The 16,617-nt window shown below is 74.1% G+C and carries 11 protein-coding genes and 1 pseudogene; 10 read left to right on the top strand and 2 right to left on the bottom strand.

The annotated features are described in order from the left end of the window. The first annotated feature begins 77 nt into the window (after positions 1 to 77). The 3 genes from ACIBJF_RS14495 to ACIBJF_RS14485 are packed head-to-tail and all read left to right on the top strand — an operon-like array spanning position 78 to position 4,419. Positions 78 to 1,508 (top strand): FGGY family carbohydrate kinase, encoded by a 1,431-nt coding sequence (locus ACIBJF_RS14495; RefSeq protein ID WP_399174039.1) that lies wholly within the window; start codon positions 78 to 80, stop codon positions 1,506 to 1,508. Further along, positions 1,505 to 2,983: an FAD-dependent oxidoreductase gene (locus tag ACIBJF_RS14490; protein WP_399174038.1), complete on the top strand. Its 1,479-nt coding sequence runs from the start codon at positions 1,505 to 1,507 to the stop codon at positions 2,981 to 2,983. The genes ACIBJF_RS14495 and ACIBJF_RS14490 overlap by 4 nt, the downstream gene beginning before the upstream one ends. Next, positions 2,980 to 4,419, top strand: coding sequence for an NAD(P)/FAD-dependent oxidoreductase (locus tag ACIBJF_RS14485; protein ID WP_399174037.1), 1,440 nt, complete (start codon positions 2,980 to 2,982; stop codon positions 4,417 to 4,419). Before ACIBJF_RS14490 ends, ACIBJF_RS14485 begins: the two co-directional genes overlap by 4 nt. Positions 4,420 to 4,451: 32 nt before the next feature. Here ACIBJF_RS14485 and ACIBJF_RS14480 read toward each other — a convergent pair whose 3' ends face one another. After that, positions 4,452 to 5,216 carry a crotonase/enoyl-CoA hydratase family protein gene (locus ACIBJF_RS14480; RefSeq protein WP_399174036.1) on the bottom strand — a complete coding sequence of 255 codons (765 nt, stop codon included), beginning with the start codon at positions 5,214 to 5,216 and terminating at the stop codon, positions 4,452 to 4,454. Between the two features lie 40 nt (positions 5,217 to 5,256). Then, positions 5,257 to 6,231, bottom strand: coding sequence for a YbhN family protein (locus ACIBJF_RS14475; protein ID WP_399174035.1), 975 nt, complete (start codon positions 6,229 to 6,231; stop codon positions 5,257 to 5,259). A 96-nt stretch (positions 6,232 to 6,327) separates the two neighbouring features. Here ACIBJF_RS14475 and ACIBJF_RS14470 point away from each other — a divergent pair, with 96 nt between their 5' ends. From ACIBJF_RS14470 to ACIBJF_RS14440, 7 genes and pseudogenes are all read left to right on the top strand, one after another. Continuing rightward, entirely contained in the window at positions 6,328 to 8,229 is a 1,902-nt protein-coding gene (locus ACIBJF_RS14470) for an ABC transporter ATP-binding protein (protein WP_399174111.1), read from the top strand. Between the two features lie 230 nt (positions 8,230 to 8,459). After that, a complete protein-coding gene (locus tag ACIBJF_RS14465; protein ID WP_399174034.1) occupies positions 8,460 to 9,818 on the top strand; it encodes a lectin in 1,359 nt (452 codons plus the stop codon). Positions 9,819 to 9,840: 22 nt separating this feature from the next. After that, positions 9,841 to 10,416: pseudogene (locus tag ACIBJF_RS14460) on the top strand (coagulation factor 5/8 type domain-containing protein); the annotation flags it as partial. A 94-nt stretch (positions 10,417 to 10,510) separates the two neighbouring features. Further along, a complete protein-coding gene (locus ACIBJF_RS14455; protein WP_351808148.1) occupies positions 10,511 to 11,050 on the top strand; it encodes a 2Fe-2S iron-sulfur cluster-binding protein in 540 nt (179 codons plus the stop codon). Continuing rightward, positions 11,047 to 12,042, top strand: a complete 996-nt coding sequence (locus ACIBJF_RS14450) for an FAD binding domain-containing protein (protein ID WP_399174033.1) — start codon at positions 11,047 to 11,049, stop codon at positions 12,040 to 12,042. The genes ACIBJF_RS14455 and ACIBJF_RS14450 overlap by 4 nt, the downstream gene beginning before the upstream one ends. Positions 12,043 to 12,087: 45 nt before the next feature. After that, the gene (locus ACIBJF_RS14445) at positions 12,088 to 14,241 is read left to right on the top strand and encodes a xanthine dehydrogenase family protein molybdopterin-binding subunit (RefSeq protein ID WP_399174032.1); all 2,154 of its coding nucleotides are present in this window, start codon (positions 12,088 to 12,090) and stop codon (positions 14,239 to 14,241) included. Further along, positions 14,238 to 16,613, top strand: coding sequence for a glycoside hydrolase family 65 protein (locus tag ACIBJF_RS14440; protein ID WP_399174031.1), 2,376 nt, complete (start codon positions 14,238 to 14,240; stop codon positions 16,611 to 16,613). Before ACIBJF_RS14445 ends, ACIBJF_RS14440 begins: the two co-directional genes overlap by 4 nt. The last annotated feature ends 4 nt before the right edge of the window (positions 16,614 to 16,617 follow it).

Here is a 16,617-nt window from a genome sequence, read left to right as displayed (position 1 = left end):
CCCGAGGTGCTTGACGCCGTCCCGCTGCGGCGGCAGGCTGGCGCGGTGATCTTCGGTGCGCAGTGGGGTGGGACGCGATGACGGGTCCGGTGCTCGCCGTCGACCAGGGCACGTCCGGCACCAAGGCCCTCGTGGTCTGTCCGGAACGCGGCGTCCTGGGATCCGGGTTCGCCGAGGTCCGCCCCCGGTATCTGCCCGGCGGACGGGTCGAGGTGGACCCGGCCGAGCTGTACGACTCCGTGGTCGACGCCGGCCGGCAGGCGCTCGCCGAGGCGGGCGAGGACGTCGTGGCGCTGGGCCTGGCCAACCAGGGCGAGACCGTCCTCGCCTGGGATCCCGCCGACGGCCGCCCGCTCACCGACGCCCTGGTGTGGCAGGACCGGCGCGCCGAGACCGTGTGCACCGAACTCGCCGACCACGCCGAGGAGTTGCGCTCGCTGACGGGGCTGCCCCTCGACCCGTACTTCGCCGCGCCCAAGATGGCCTGGATCCGCCGCCACCTCACCCGCGAGGGCGTCGTCACCACCTCCGACGCCTGGCTGGTGCACCGCCTCACCGGCGCCTTCGCCACCGACGCCGCCACCGCCGGCCGTACCCAACTCCTCGATCTGGACCGCGCGCAATGGTCGCCGAGGGCGCTGGAGATGTACGGCCTCACGGACGAGCGGCTCCCGCGGCCCGCCGACAACGCCCAACCCATCGGCACCACCACGGCGTTCGGCCGCGAGATCCCGCTCACCGGACTGATCGTCGACCAGCAGGCCGCCCTGCTCGCCCAGCGGGTCACCGCACCCGGCGCCGCCAAGTGCACCTACGGCACCGGCGCGTTCCTGCTCGCGCACACCGGCGACCGGCCCCGGCGCCCTGCCTCCGGCCTGGTCAGCTGCGTGGCCTGGCGGCTCGCCGGAACCACCGCCTACTGCCTGGACGGCCAGGTTTACACCGCGGCCTCCGCCGTCCGCTGGCTCTGCGACCTGGGCGTCCTCTCCGCCGCCGCCGACCTCGACCCCGTCGGCGGCGCCGTCCCTGACAGCGGTGGCGTCACCTTCGTCCCCGCCCTCGCCGGACTCGCCGCCCCCTGGTGGCGCGGCGACCTGCGCGGCTCGCTCACCGGACTCGGCCTCGACACCGGCCCCGGCCACCTCGTGCGCGCCCTGTGCGAAGGCATCACCGCCCAGGTCGCCGAACTCGCCGACGCGGCCGCCGCCGACCTCGGCGCCCCGCTGGACACGCTCCGCGTCGACGGCGGCCTGACCCGCTCGGCCCTGCTCATGCAGACCCAGGCCGACCTGCTGCAACGCCCCGTCGAGGTATCCGCGTTGCCCGACGCGACCGCACTCGGCGCGGCCGCCCTCGCCCGCCTCGGCGCGGACCCTACCCTGGGCGTGGAACAGGCCCTGCCCGACTGGAAGCCCGCCGCCGTGTACGAACCCCGCATCACCGCCGACCAGGCCGCCGAACGCCGCGCCGGCTTCCGCGCCGCCGTAGCGGCCCTGCTCGGCTCATGACCGTCACCGCGCACGGCCCGCTGCCCACTCGGACGTACGACGTCGTGATCGTCGGCGCCGGGGTCGTCGGCTGCGCCATCGCCCGGGAACTCGCCCGCCACCCCCGCCTGCGCGTCGCCCTGGCCGAGGCCCGGGACGACGTGGGGCAGGGCACCTCCAAGGCCAACACGGCGATCCTGCACACCGGTTTCGACGCTGCCCCCGGAACCCTGGAGGCCCGGCTGGTCCGCGAGGGCTACGACCGGCTCGGCGCCTACGCGGCCGAGTCCGGCATCCCCGTCGAACGCGTCGGTGCCCTGCTGGTCGCCTGGGACGAGGAGCAGCTCGCCGCCCTGCCCCGGCTGGCCGCGAAGGCCGAGCGCAACGGCTACCACGAGACGCGCCGGCTGGACCCCGGCGAGCTCTACACCCGCGAGCCCCACCTCGGCCCCGGAGCGCTCGGCGCCCTGCACGTACCCGGCGAGAGCATCGTCTGCCCCTGGACGACGACCCTGGCGTACGCCACCCAGGCGGTCCGCGCCGGAGTGGACCTGCACCTGAACACCACGGTGGAGCAAGCGCGTTGGCGGGACGGTTATCGCCTGACCACCTCCCGTGGGACCCTGAACGCCCGCCACCTGGTCAACGCGGCCGGACTCCACGCCGACACCGTCGACCGGCTGCTCGGCCACCAGGACTTCACCGTCACCCCGCGCCGCGGCCAGCTGCTGGTGTACGACAAGTTCGCCCGCCCGCTCGTCCGGCACATCCTGCTGCCCGTCCCGACCGCGCTCGGCAAGGGCGTCCTGGTCGCGCCGACCGTCTACGGCAACGTGCTGCTGGGGCCCACCGCCGAGGACCTGGACGACAAGCGGGCCACCGGCTCCACCGCCGACGGACTGGCGGGCCTGAGGGCCAAGGGCCGCCGTATCCTGCCCGCCCTCCTGGACGAGGAGGTCACCGCCGTCTACGCCGGGCTGCGCGCGGCCACCGGGCAGGAGGACTATCGCATCGCCGCCCACCCCGAGCAGGCGTACGTCACCGTCGGCGGCATCCGCTCCACCGGACTGACCGCGTCGATGGCCATCGCCGCGCACGTCACCGGCCTGCTGGCCGGGAACGGGCTCGACCTCGGCCCGGTGCGCGAGCCGGAGCCGGTGACCATGCCCAACCTCGGCGAGGCCTTCCCGCGCCCCTACCAGCGGCCCGAACTCATCGCCGCCGACCCCGAGTACGGCACCCTCGTGTGCCACTGCGAGCGCGTCTCCCGCGGCGAGATCCGGGACGCCCTCGCGGGTACGATCCCGCCCCGCACCCTGGAGGGCCTGCGCCGCCGCACCCGGGCCCGGGCGGGCCGGTGCCAGGGGTTCTACTGCGGGGCGGCGGTGCGGGAGCTGTTCGAACGGGGCTGTCCCGAGGGCGAGTCGGTGGCAGGGCAGCCGGCCGGCGGGGAACCGGTGCGGCCCCGGAAGCCGTTCGGGAGGGGGCGGCCATGACGGACGTACGCCGTGTCGACGTCCTCGTCGTCGGTGCCGGCCCCGCCGGACTCGCGGCCGCCGCACGGCTGGCCGCCTCCGGGGCCGGGCGCGTGGAGGTCCTGGAGCGGGAGGCCGAGCCGGGCGGGGTCCCACGGCACTGCGCACACGGCGGCTTCGGCACGTGGACGCGTCCGCTGACCGGCCCCGGATACGCCCGGCTGCTGACCGAGGCCGCCGTGCGGGCGGGCGCGGTGATCCGGACCGGGGTGACGGTCCTGGACTGGGTGGCGGCCGGGCCGTCGGCGAACGTGGAAGCCACGGACGCGGGGGCGGCAGGCGCCCGCGGCGCGGGGCCGGGCGCTGCGAACCCCGCGGTCGCCGGGGCATCCGAACCCGGGCCGGGGGCTCGGGACCGGGGCGCGGCCGGGACGTCCGTGCCCCCCGACGGCCCCGACGGCCCCGGTGACGGTCCGGTGCCCGGTGCCCTCGGACCCCGTACCGGTACGGCGCTCACCGCCGTCGGCCCCGGCGGACCGGAGATCATCGAGGCGCGGGCCGTCGTCCTCGCGACCGGTGCCCGTGAACGCCCGCGCACCGCCCGGCTGGTGCCCGGTACGCGCCCGGCCGGTGTCTACACCACCGGAGAACTCCAGCAGGCGGTCCATCTGTTCGGGCAGCGGATCGGCACCCGCGCGGTCGTCGTCGGCGCCGAGGACGTCTCCTACGCGGCGGCCGCCACCGTGCGCGCGGCCGGCGCCGAGGTCGTCGCGCTGGTCACGGAACACCAGCGGGCCCAGACCGGCCGGGCCCGTGCCCGGTCGGCCCGGTTGCGCGACCGCATTCCGCTGCTGGCGCACACCACGGTCACCGAACTCCTCGGCCACGGCCGCCTGTCCGGGGTCCGCGTCCGCCATCGCGACGGCCGTACGGCCGTACTGGCCTGCGACACCGTCGTGTTCACCGGCGACTTCGTCCCCGACCACGAACTCGCCCGCCGCGGCGCCCTCGCCCTGGACCCTGGCACCCGCGGCCCCGCCGTCGACGGCGCCCTGCACACCTCACGCCCCGGGGTCTTCGCCGCCGGCAACGTCCTGCACGCCGTCGAGCGGGCCGGCACGGCCGCCGGCGAGGGCGCCCGGGTGGCCGGCGCCGTCCTGGACTTCCTGGCGGGCGCCCCCTGGCCGGACCCCGGAGTCCCGCTCGCCGTCGACGCTCCGCTGCGCTGGATCGCCCCGAACCGCATCACCCCGGCCGACCCGCCCGCCCGCCACCTCCTGCGCACCGCCGCCCCGCTGACCCGCCCGGTCCTCCTGGTTCACCAGGACGGCCGCCTCCTGCACCGGGAGCGGCCGGGCCTCGGCACCGCCCTGCCGAAGCGCACCCTGACCCTCACCGCACGCTGGACGGGCCGGGTCGACCCGAAGGGCGGCGAGGTACGGGTGAGCGTGGGCTGAACGGGGCGCCTGCCCGTGCCGTGCGCGACCGCTCACATATCGGTGAACGACCCGTGCCGACCGGACCCCGAGGCGAACCGTGCGGCACCCTCCGCGCTCTGCGCCAGCACGCCCAGTCCGTACCGGAGCTCACCGCGCAGTGCGGTCTCCTCGTCCAGCCCCTCCTGGTCGAGGACCGACGCGCGGTCGCTGCGCAGGCAGGCCTGCGGGAAGCGGGCGATGTCCGCGGCCAGCGCCTCGGCCTCGGCGCGGGCGCGCCCCGTCGGCACCACGCGGTTGGCGAGCCCCATCTCGTACGCCTCGCGGGCCGGTACCGGCCGGCCCGTGAGGATCATGTCCATGGCCCGGCCGGTGCCGATCAGCCGGGGCAGCCGTACCGTGCCGCCGTCGATCAGCGGCACGCCCCAGCGGCGGCAGAACACCCCGAACACGGCGTCCTCCTCCGCCACCCGCAGATCGCACCAGAGGGCGAGTTCGAGGCCGCCCGCGACCGCGTGCCCGGCCACCGCCGCGATCACCGGCTTCGACAGCCGCATCCGGGTCGGCCCCATCGGGCCGTCGCCGTCCTCGGCCACGCGGTTGCCGCGCTCGGTACCGATCGCCTTCAGGTCCGCCCCCGCGCAGAACGTGCCGCCCTCGCCCCACAGCACCGCGACCCGGGCACCGTCGTCGGCCTCGAAGTCACGGAAGGCGTCGGCGAGTTCGGCGGCCGTGGGACCGTCCACCGCGTTGCGGGCCCGAGGCCGGGAGAGGACGATCGTGGTGACGTACTCCGTGCGCTCCACGCGGACCGGCATGGGAAGCCCTCCTCGTTCTGGTCGGGAAGGCCACTCTGCCTCAGATGACCTTGAACCGGACCAGCGCCCCCAGGGTCAGCGCCCCCGGCAGCAGCGGCACCCACACGGTGATGATCCGGTAGGCGAGGACCACCGCGGTGGCCACCGCGGCCGGGCCGCCCACCGCGACCAGGGCCACGATCAGGGCCGCCTCGACCGAACCCAGGCCGCCCGGTGTGGGGACCAGCGCCACCGCGACGGTCGCCGCGAGATAGGCGAGCGCCATGTGCGCCACCGGCACCGGCAGCCTCAGCGCCTGGCCGACCGCGGCGAGACCGGCCGCCTGCAGCGCCGGGAACGCCAGCGAGCCGCCCCACAGGGCCAGGGCGCGGGCCGGCCGGGTGTGCACCGACCGCGCCTCGCCGAGGGCGTCCCGGACGAACGCGTACACGCGGGTGCGCAGCGGTCGTACGAAGGCCACGGCGGCCGCCGCCACCGCCAGCAGGCCGGCCGCGCCCAGCAGCAGCGGCACGGCCGAGCCGTCCGGCAGCAGGGGGCCGAGCCGCAGCGCGTCGGGGAAGGCCAGCAGCAGCACGGACAGCAGTCCGAGCCGGCCCACGGACTCGGCCAGCAGGTACAGGGCGAGCGCGGCCGAGGAGCGGGCGAGCGGCACCCCGCACACGGTCATGAAGCGCAGGTTCACCGCGCCCGCACCCAGTCCGGTGGGCAGCAGATGGTTCGCCGAGGCCGCCGCGAACTGGGTGGCCAGCAGTCGTGCCTTCGGCAGCGGCTGCACCACGGCGCCCTGGCGGGTGAACGCGGCGGCCACCCAGGTCAGGCAGGTGGCGCCGGCCGCCGCGAGGAGCCACGGCCAGGACGCGCCGCGCAGCTGGCCGAAGCCCTCGGCGAGCAGGGAGCGGTTCCGTACGGCGACGACGGCAACGAGCGCGAGCGGCACCAGGCACAGCGCCTGGCGGACGGGGACGCGACGGGGGAGTCGTCCCCGGGGAGGTGGGGGAAGCGGGACGGCAGTCACATCAGCAGAGGTTTTCCGTGCCGTACCAACGGCGGGTGAAAAGCCAGGAACATTGACCTCAACGAAGCTTGAGGTTCTACGTTCTCTTCCATGAGCATGGAGACCACCGCGTGGATGCAGTTGCACAGTGTCATGACGGCACAGGCCGAGCGCCGTCCGTTCGCCCGCGTCACGCTGCGCCGTATCGCCGCCTTCGCCCGCCCGCACCGCGCGGGCATCGTCCGGTTCGTGGTGCTCGGGGTGGTGACCGCGCTGCTCGCCGTGGCCACCCCCGTGCTCGCCGGCCGCGTCGTCGACGCGATCGTGGCGGGGCACGACTCCGGCACGGTGGTCCGGCTCTCCCTGCTCATCGCGCTCGTCGCCCTCGCGGAGGCGGCGCTGGGCATCCTCGGCCGGCGCCTGTCGGCGACGCTCGGGGAGGGACTCATCCTCGACCTCAGAACGGCTGTGTTCGATCATGTGCAGCGCATGCCCGTCGCGTTCTTCACACGGACTCGTACGGGCGCGCTGGTCAGCCGTCTCAACAACGACGTGATCGGCGCCCAGCGGGCCTTCGCCAACACCCTGTCCGGCGTGGTCAGCAACCTGGTCACCCTGCTGCTCACCCTCGCGGTGATGCTCACGCTGTCCTGGCAGATCACCCTGCTCGCGCTGGTGCTGCTGCCGGTGTTCGTGCTGCCGGCCCGCCGCATGGGCAGCCGGATGGCACGCATGCAGCGCGAGGCGGCGGCGCTGAACGCGGCCATGGGCACCCGGATGACCGAGCGCTTCTCCGCGCCCGGCGCCACCCTGGTCAAGCTGTTCGGCCGCCCGGAGGAGGAGTCGGCGGAGTTCGCGGCCCGCGCCGCCCGGGTCCGTGACATCGGCGTCCGCACGGCCACGGCCCAGTCCGTCTTCATCACCTCCCTCACCCTGGTCTCCGCCCTCGCGCTGGCCCTCGTCTACGGCCTCGGCGGCTGGTTCGCGCTGCACGGCACCCTGCAGGCGGGCGCGGTCGTCTCCCTCGCCCTGCTGCTGACCCGCCTGTACGCCCCGCTGACCGCGCTGGCCGGAGCCCGGGTCGAGGTGATGAGCGCGCTCGTGAGCTTCGAGCGGGTCTTCGAGGTGCTGGACCTCGAGCCGCTGATCGAGGAGAAGCCGGACGCCCGTGCGGTCCCCGAAGGTCCGGTCGCCGTCGAGTTCGAGGACGTCCGCTTCTCGTACCCCTCGGCCGACCAGGTCTCCCTCGCCTCCCTGGAGGAGGTCGCCGCCCTCGACACCCGCGGCGGTTCCGAGGTCCTGCACGGCATCTCCTTCCGCGCCGAACCCGGCCAGACCGTCGCCCTCGTCGGCTCCTCCGGCGCCGGCAAGTCCACCATCGCCCAGCTGCTGCCGCGCCTGTACGACGTCGACGCGGGCGCGGTCCGCATCGGGGGCGTCGACGTCCGCGACCTGACCGCCGCCGCCCTGCGCGGCACGCTCGGCATGGTCACCCAGGACGGCCACCTCTTCCACGACACCGTCCGCGCCAATCTCCTGCTGGCCCGCCCGGAGGCGACGGACGACGACCTCTGGGACGCGCTGGGCCGCGCCCGCCTGGCCGAGGTCGTACGGTCCCTGCCCGACGGCCTGGACACGGTGGTCGGCGAGCGCGGCTACCGGCTCTCCGGCGGCGAACGCCAGCGCATGACCATCGCCCGGCTGCTGCTGGCCCGCCAGCGCGTGGTGATTCTGGACGAGGCCACCGCCCACCTGGACAACACCTCCGAGGCGGCCGTCCAGGAAGCCCTCACCGAGGCCTTGGAGGGCCGCACCGCCGTGGTCATCGCCCACCGCCTGTCCACGATCCGCACCGCCGACCAGATCCTCGTCGTGGAGTCCGGCCGGATCGTGGAGCGCGGCACGCATGAGGAGCTGCTGGCGAGGGAGGGCCGGTACGCGGAGCTGTACCGGACCCAGTTCGCGGGGCGGGACGCCGCCGCGGCGCAAGCGGTGGTGGCCGAGGTGTCGTCGGCCTGATCGGTTCCGTCGGCCCGAGTGGTTGCCGACGCCCGCCGCAGGGGTGCGGGCCCTCCCGGCCGCGGGCTCGCCTACGGCATGGGTTTCCCCGCATTTACTGCTTCCCCCCTTGACTCCACTGGTCCGGACCTTTAGTTTCACGCCTTAAACAAAGCCTGCGGACACCCCAACACCCATCTTGCACACGGGTGTTGGGCCGCATCCCCCCACGTGAAAGGCCGGCCCCGCACATGGCCAGACCCCTCCCCGCAGCAGTCCCCCTCGCCGTACTGGCAGTCTCCGCCGGACTGCTCACCGCTTCCCCCGCCCAGGCCGCGACCGGAGCCATCACCGGGCTCGCCGGCAAGTGTCTCGACGTCGCCGGGGCCAACTCGGCCGACGGCACGCCCGTCCAGCTCTACGACTGCAACGGCACCAACGCCCAGCAGTGGACGGTCGGCAGCGACGGCACCATCCGCGCCCTCGGCAAGTGCCTCGACGTGACCGGCAATTCGACCGCCGACGGCGCCAAGGTGCAGCTGTGGAGCTGCACCGGCGGCGCGAACCAGAAGTGGACCGTCACCGCCGCCCACGACATCGTCAACCCGCAGGCGGACAAGTGCCTGGACGTCACCGACAACAACTCCGCCAACGGCACCCGGACACAGATCTGGAGCTGCACCGGCGGCGCCAACCAGAAGTGGAACGCGCCCGCGAGCGGGGGCGACGGCACCCCGTCCGCGCCGATGGCCGTCGCGCCGTACCTCTACAACGGCTGGGGCAGCCCGCCCAACCCGGCCACCATCACCCAGGCCACGGGCGTGAAGTGGTTCACCCTCGCCTTCGTGCTCAGCAACGGCTACTGCAACCCGCAGTGGGACGGCAGCCGCCCGCTGACCGGCGGGGTCGACCAGCAGACCGTCAACACCGTGCGGGCAGGCGGCGGTGACGTCATCCCGTCCTTCGGCGGCTACAGCGGCAACAAGCTGGAGAGCTCCTGCTCCAGCGCGAGCGAGCTGGCGGCGGCCTACCAGAAGGTCATCAACGCCTACGGCCTGAAGGCGATCGACATCGACATCGAGGCCGACGCCTACAGCAACGGCACCGTGCAGCAGCGCACCGTGGACGCGCTGAAGACCGTCAAGGCCGCCAACCCGGGCCTGAAGGTGTACATCACCATCGGCACCGGGCAGAGCGGGCCCGACACCAGCCTCATCAACCGGGCCGCGTCCTCCGGGCTGACCGTGGACGCCTGGGCCATCATGCCGTTCGACTTCGGCGGCGCCGGACAGAACATGGGCAACCTCACCACGCAGGCCGCCGAGGGCCTGAAGAACGCGCTGAAGAACGCCTATCACTACAGCGACGACCAGGCCTACCGGGACATGGGCATCTCGTCCATGAACGGCATCACCGACGACAACGAGACCGTCACGGTGAACGACTTCCGGACCATCCTGGCCTACGCACAGGCGCACCACCTCGCCCGGCTCACCTTCTGGTCCGCCAACCGCGACCGGCCCTGCACCGGCGGCCCCGCCGACAGCTGCTCCGGCGTGAACCAGTCCGCCTGGGACTACACCCGCGTCTTCGCCGGCTACACCGGCTGATCCCGCCACCCCCCAGGAGAACTTCGACGCCGGCACCACCAGCTCGAAGACCCTGGTCGAGGTCGGGCCGGCCGGTTCCACCGCCTCCCACGCGGCCGACCCGACCTCCCTGCACGACGTCTGCTTCCGCATCGGCGGAGCGGGCGTCGGCAAGGCGGCCACCAGACTCGTCGTGAACAGCAGGAACGTCATCGGCGACCACATATGGATCTGGCGCGCCGACCACGGCAGCGGCGTCGGCTGGACCAGCAACACCGCCGACACCGGACTCGTCGTGGGCGGCGACGACGTGACGATGTACGGCCTGTTCGTGGAGCACTTCCAGAGCGGCTCCACGCGCGGCTACGCCGCCTACACGGTCGCCGACTCGGTCACCAGCCACCAGGCGTACGGCCTCGGCAGCTACTGCTACTTCAACGTCGACCCGAGCGTGACCGCCGACCGTGCCTTCGAGGTGCCGGACAACCCGAACGTCCGCTTCACCGGCATGGTCACCGTCTCCCTCGGCGGCACCGGCACCATCGGTGACGTCATCAACAACACCGGAGGACCCTCGAACTCCTCGGCCAACGTCGCGGACCTCGTCCGCTACCCGTGAGCGAAGGGTGTGGCCCGCCGGACGTGTGAGGCACCGCCGCGTGGATACGCGGACTGGACGGACACCAGGGCCCGTCCGGAAGGCCACTCCTGCCATGACCAGAGAAAACCAGCTCTCTCCCGCATCGGAGATCACCCTCCGGGTCAACGGGAAGCCCCACACCCTGCACGTCGACCACCGGCGTGTCCTGCTGGACCTGCTCCGCGAGGACCTCGGCCTGACCGGGGCGAAGAAGGGCTGCGACCACGGCCAGTGCGGTGCCTGCACCGTGCTGGCCGACGGCCGTCGCCTCAACAGCTGCCTGCTGCTCGCGGTCGCCCTCGACGGCAGCGAGATCACCACGATCGAGGGCCTCGGCGGCGACGGCGAGGGGCCGCACCCGCTGCAGCGGGCCTTCCTCGACCGCGACGCCTTCCAGTGCGGCTACTGCACCCCGGGGCAGATCTGCTCCGCCGTCGGCATGCTCGCCGAGGCCGCCGCCGGCCACCCCTCCCACGTCACCGACCCCGCGGCCCCCTCCGGCCGGCCCGTCCCGCTGGACCGGCCCGAGATCCGCGAGCGCCTGAGCGGCAACCTGTGCCGCTGCGGCGCCTACCCGCGCATCGTCGAGGCGGTGGAGGACGTGATCCGGTGAACGGCTTCGGATACCTCAGGCCCGGCAGCGTCCAGGAGGCCGTCGAGGCGTACGCCGCCCACCCCGGCGCCCGCTATCTGGCCGGCGGCACCAACCTGGTCGACCTGATGAAACTCGGCGTGGAGCGGCCCGCCCTGCTCATCGACGTGGGCCGGCTGCCACTGGCCGGCATCGAGGAGCTGCCCGACGGCTCCCTGCGCGTCGGCGCCACCGTCCGCAACAGCGACCTGGCCGCCGACCCCCGCGTCCGCGACCGCTACCCGGCGCTGTCCCAGGCGCTCCTCTCGGGCGCCTCCGGGCAGCTGCGCAACGCCGCCACCACCGGCGGCAACCTGCTCCAGCGCACCCGCTGCCCCTACTTCCAGGACCTGGACAAACCCTGCAACAAACGCGAGCCCGGAAGCGGCTGCGGCGCCCGGGACGGCGTCCACCGCGACCACGCCGTCCTCGGGCACTCGGAGCACTGCATCGCCACCAACCCGTCCGACATGGCCGTCGCCCTCGCCGCGCTGGACGCCCAGGTCGAGCTGTACGGCACCGAGGGCGCCCGGCGGCTTCCGGCGGCCGAGTTCCACCGGCTGCCCGGCGAGCATCCCGACCGGGACACCTGGATCTGCCCCGGCGAACTGATCACCGGTGTGCTGCTCCCGTCGGCCACCGCCGGCATCCCGTCCGCCTACCGCAAGGCCCGCGACCGGGCGTCGTACGCCTTCGCCCTCGCGTCCGTGGCCGTCGTGCTGCGGGTCGCGGACGGCGTCGTCGACCACGCGGGGGTCGCCTTCGGCGGGCTCGCCCACCGGCCCTGGCGGGCCCGGCACACCGAGCTGGCCCTGCTGGGCGCCCCCGCGACCCCCGCGGCCTTCGAGGGAGCCGTGGCACTGGAACTCGCGCACGCCGAGCCGCTGCGGGACAACGCCTACAAGGTGCCCCTCGCCCGCAATCTCGCCCTGGACGTCCTGAACCGTCTCGCCCCGGCCCCGGCGGTGGCCTGAGCCGCGCAGGAGGAGCGAGCGGAACAGGCAGAGCAGGAGGAACCCATGACCGGCAACTCCCCGGGCACTGCCGCAGAGCACCGCGACAGCCTCGACACGGCCCACGGCGGCGCCCTGGGCGCGCCCGCCGAGCGCCGGGAAGGGCTGCAGAAGGTCACCGGCGTCGCCCGTTACGCCGCCGAGTACGGCCTGCCCGGCCGTGCCCACGCCTGGCCCGTGCCGGCCGCGATCGCACGCGGCCGGGTGACCGCCGTCGACACCTCGGCCGCCCTCGCCCTGCCCGGCGTCCTCGCCGTGCTCACCCCCGACGACGCCCCGCGCCTCGCCGCGCCCGAGGACGCCACGCTCGCCGTGCTGCAGGGCCCGCACGTGCCGCACCGGGGCTGGTGCGTGGCCCTGGCCGTCGCCGACACCCTGGAGACGGCCCGAGCGGCCGCCCGGGCGGTACGCGTCACCTACACGGCCGAACCCCACGACGTCGATCTGGACCCCGGGCACCCGCACGCCTACGAGCCGGAGGAGGCCAACGCCGGCTATCCCGGCCGCGTCGAGCACGGCGACCCGGAGGCCGCCTACGCCGCCGCCGAGGTCCGCGTCGACACCACCTACCGGGTGCCGCCCCTGCACAATCACCCCATGGAGCCGCACGCCAGCACGGCCCACTGGGACGGGGACCGGCTCACCGTGTACACCTCCAGCCAGGGCGGTACGACCGTGCGGGAGGTCCTCGCCCAGTTGTTCGAACTGCCCGAGGACCGCATCACGGTCGTCACCGAGCACGTCGGCGGCGGCTTCGGATCCAAGGGCACCCCGCGCCCCGACGTCGTCCTCGCCACCATGGCCGCCCGGCGCACCGGCCGGCCCGTCACCCTCGCCTACCCCCGCCGTCACCTGCCCACCACCGTCGGCCACCGCGCCCCCACCGTGCAGCGGCTGCGCCTCGGCGCGCACGCGGACGGCCGGCTGACCGCCGTGCTGCACGAGGCGACCACCCACACCTCCCGGGTGAAGGAGTTCGTCGAGCAGGCCGCGGTGCCCGCCCGCGTCATGTACGCCGCCCCGGCCCTGCTCAGCACCCACCGGGTGGTCCCGCTCGACGTGCCCAGCCCGTCCTGGATGCGCGCCCCCGGCGAGGCGCCCGGCATGTACGCCCTGGAGTCGGCCGTGGACGAACTCGCCGACGCCCTCGGCATGGACCCGGTGGAACTGCGCGTCCGCAACGAACCCGAGCGCGAGCCCGGCAGCGGCAAACCGTTCAGCAGCCGGCACCTCGTGGAGTGCCTGCGCGAGGGAGCCCGCCGCTTCGGCTGGGACGGGCGCGATCCACGCCCGGGCCTGCGCCGCGAGGGCCCGCTGCTCATCGGCACCGGCGTGGCCGCGGCCACCTACCCGGCCGCCGCCGTCCCGGCCACCGCGACCGCCCGAGCCCTGCCCGACGGCACCTTCGCCGTCCGGATCAACGCGACCGACATCGGCACAGGGGCCCGTACCGTCCTCGCCCAGATCGCCGCCGACGCCCTCGGCGCGCCCCTGGACCGGGTCCGCACCGAGATCGGGCACAGCGACCTGCCGTCGGCCTGGCTGGCCGGCGGCTCCATGGGCACCGCCTCCTGGGGCTGGGCCGTGCACGACGCGTGCGCCGACCTGGTATCCCAGCTCGCAGCGCACACCGGGCCGCTGCCCGCCGACGGCATCGAGACCCATGCCGACACCGCCGGGCGGGCCGACGCCGACAGCCCCTACGCCCGGCACGCCTTCGGAGCCCACTTCGCCGAGGTCGCCGTCGACACCGTCACCGGCGAGACACGGGTACGGCGGCTGCTCGGCGTCTTCGCCGCCGGGCGGATCCTCAACTCCCGTACGGCGCGCTCCCAGTTCACCGGCGCCATGACCATGGGCCTCGGCATGGCCCTCACCGAACACAGCACCATGGACCGCGCCTTCGGCGACTTCACCGAGGCGGACCTCGCCTCCTACCACGTGCCCGCGCACGCCGACGTCCCCGACATCGAGGCCGACTGGATCGACGAGGACGACCCGCACCTCAACCCCATGGGCAGCAAGGGCATCGGCGAGATCGGCATCGTCGGCACCGCGGCCGCCATCGGCAACGCCGTCCACCACGCCACCGGCGTCCGCTACCGCGAACTGCCCCTCACCCCCGACCGGATCCTCACCGGCCTGCTGTCCGAGGGATGATCGTGACGGGACCGACCTGGGAGTACGAAGGCTACCGGCCCGAGGAGGAGCGCCTGCGAGAGTCGCTGTGCACCCTGGGCAACGGGTACTTCGCCACGCGCGGGGCCCTGCCCGAGTGCACCGCCGACGACGTCCACTACCCGGGCACCTACGTGGCCGGCTGCTACAACCGGCTCACCTCCGAGGTCGCCGGACGCCGGGTCGAGCACGAGGACATGGTCAACCTCCCCAACTGGCTGCCGCTGCGCTTCCGCCCGGCGGGCGCCGCCTGGCTCACCCCGGACTCCGACCCCGTCACCGAGCACTATCTGACCCTCCATCTCGACCCCGGCCTGCTGGAACGCCGCACCAGCTACGGCCTTGAGGGCGGCGCCACGCTCCATGTGCGCCAGCTCCGCCTGGTCCACCTGGCGGACCGTCATATCGGAACTCTACGTACCGAGTTCACCGTCGAAGGCCAGGGCACCGAGCTGGAGGTCGAGGCCGCGCTGGACGGACGCGTCACCAACTCCGGCGTGGCCCGCTACCGGGACCTGGACGGCCGGCACCTCACCCAGATCCGGACCGGTCTCGCCGCACACGGCGCGATGTGGCTGCGCTGCCACACCCGCACCTCCCGTATCGAATGCGCCCTGGCCGCCCGGCTGGCCACCGACGCACCGGTGGCGACGGCCCACGAAGCCCTGCGCGCCGTCCAGCACGTGAAGCTGCGCCTGACACCCGGCCGTACCATCACCGTCGACAAGACGGTCGCGCTGCACACCTCGCACGACCCCGCCATCGGTGACCCGCTGGACGCGGCCGTCGAGCGCGTCGGCGCCGCCCCCGACTTCGACGCCCTGCTGGAGACGCACACCGCGGCCTGGGAGCAGCTGTGGCGGCGCACCGCGCTGGAGGTGCCCGGGGAGGCGGGCAGCATCCTGCGGCTGCACCTGTTCCACGTGCTGCAGACCCTCTCGCCGCACACGGCCGACCTCGACGCCGGTGTCCCCGCCCGCGGACTGCACGGCGAGGCCTACCGCGGCCATGTCTTCTGGGACGAACTCTTCGTCCTGCCCTACCTCAACCTGCACCTCCCCGAGGTCTCCCGGGCGCTGCTCCACTACCGGCACCGGCGTCTCGACGCCGCCTGCCACGCGGCCGGCGAACTCGGCCGGCGCGGCGCGCTCTACCCGTGGCAGAGCGGCAGCGACGGCCGCGAGGAGGCCCCGGAACTCCACCTCAACCCCCGCTCCGGCCGCTGGGTGCCGGACCACTCCCGGCTCCAGCACCACGTCGGTTCGGCGGTGGCCTACAACATCTGGCAGTACTGCGAGGCCACCGGGGACACCGACTTCCTGCACGGCGAGGGCGCCGAGATCCTGCTGCAGATCGCGCGCTTCTGGGCGGACTCGGCCGGTTACGACGACCGCCTCGGCCGGTACCGCATCCGGGGCGTGATGGGCCCCGACGAGTACCACGACGCCTACCCCGGCGCGCCCCGGCCGGGACTGGACGACAACGCGTACACCAACGTCACCGCCGCCTGGGTGCTCGCCCGAACCCTGGACCTGCTGAGCACCCTGCCCGAGCCGCGCCGCCGCGAACTCACCGAGAGCATCGGTCTGGACGAGGACGAGCCCGCCCACTGGGAGGAGATCTCCCGCACCCTCCACATCCCCTTCCACGACGGGGTGATCAGCCAGTTCGAGGGCTACGGCGACCTCGCCGAGCTCGACTGGGACGACTACCGCAAGCGGTACGAGGACATCCGCCGCCTCGACCGGATCCTGGAGGCCGAGGGCGACAGCGTGAACCGCTACAAGGCGTCCAAGCAGGCCGACGTCCTCATGCTGGGCTATCTCTTCTCGGTCGCCGAACTCCGGTCCCTCTTCGACCGGTTGGGGCACCGCCTGGACGAACGGACCTGGATCGCGACCGTCGACCACTATCTGCATCGCACCAGCCACGGCTCCACCCTCAGCGGCCTGGTCCACGGCTGGATCCTCACCCGTGCCCGCCGCGCCGACGCCTGGGCCTTCGTCCAGGAGGCGCTGCGCGGCGACATCGCCGACCTGCAGGGCGGCACCACCGGCGAGGGCATCCACCTCGGCGCCATGGCCGGCACCCTCGACCTCGTCCAGCGCGGACTGACCGGCCTGGAGACCCGCGACGGCGCCCTGTGCCTCGACCCCGTCCCGCTCCCCGAACTCTCCTCCTACGGCTTCGCCATCCGCTACCACGGCCACTGGGGCGTCCATCTGCACCTGCGCAGCGGCCTGCTGGAGATCGCCGTACCGGACTCCGACCGCGCCCCCATCGACGTCTGCCTGCGCGACCGGGTGGTCCCGGTGGGCCCGGGGGAGGCGGCCCGGCTGGTGGTCCCGGAGTGACGCC

This window comes from Streptomyces sp. NPDC050743 (assembly GCF_044456925.1).
GTDB lineage: Bacteria > Actinomycetota > Actinomycetes > Streptomycetales > Streptomycetaceae > Streptomyces.
The sequence above is the reverse complement of the archived record's forward strand: the minus strand, read 5'-3'. Positions and strand labels throughout refer to the sequence as shown.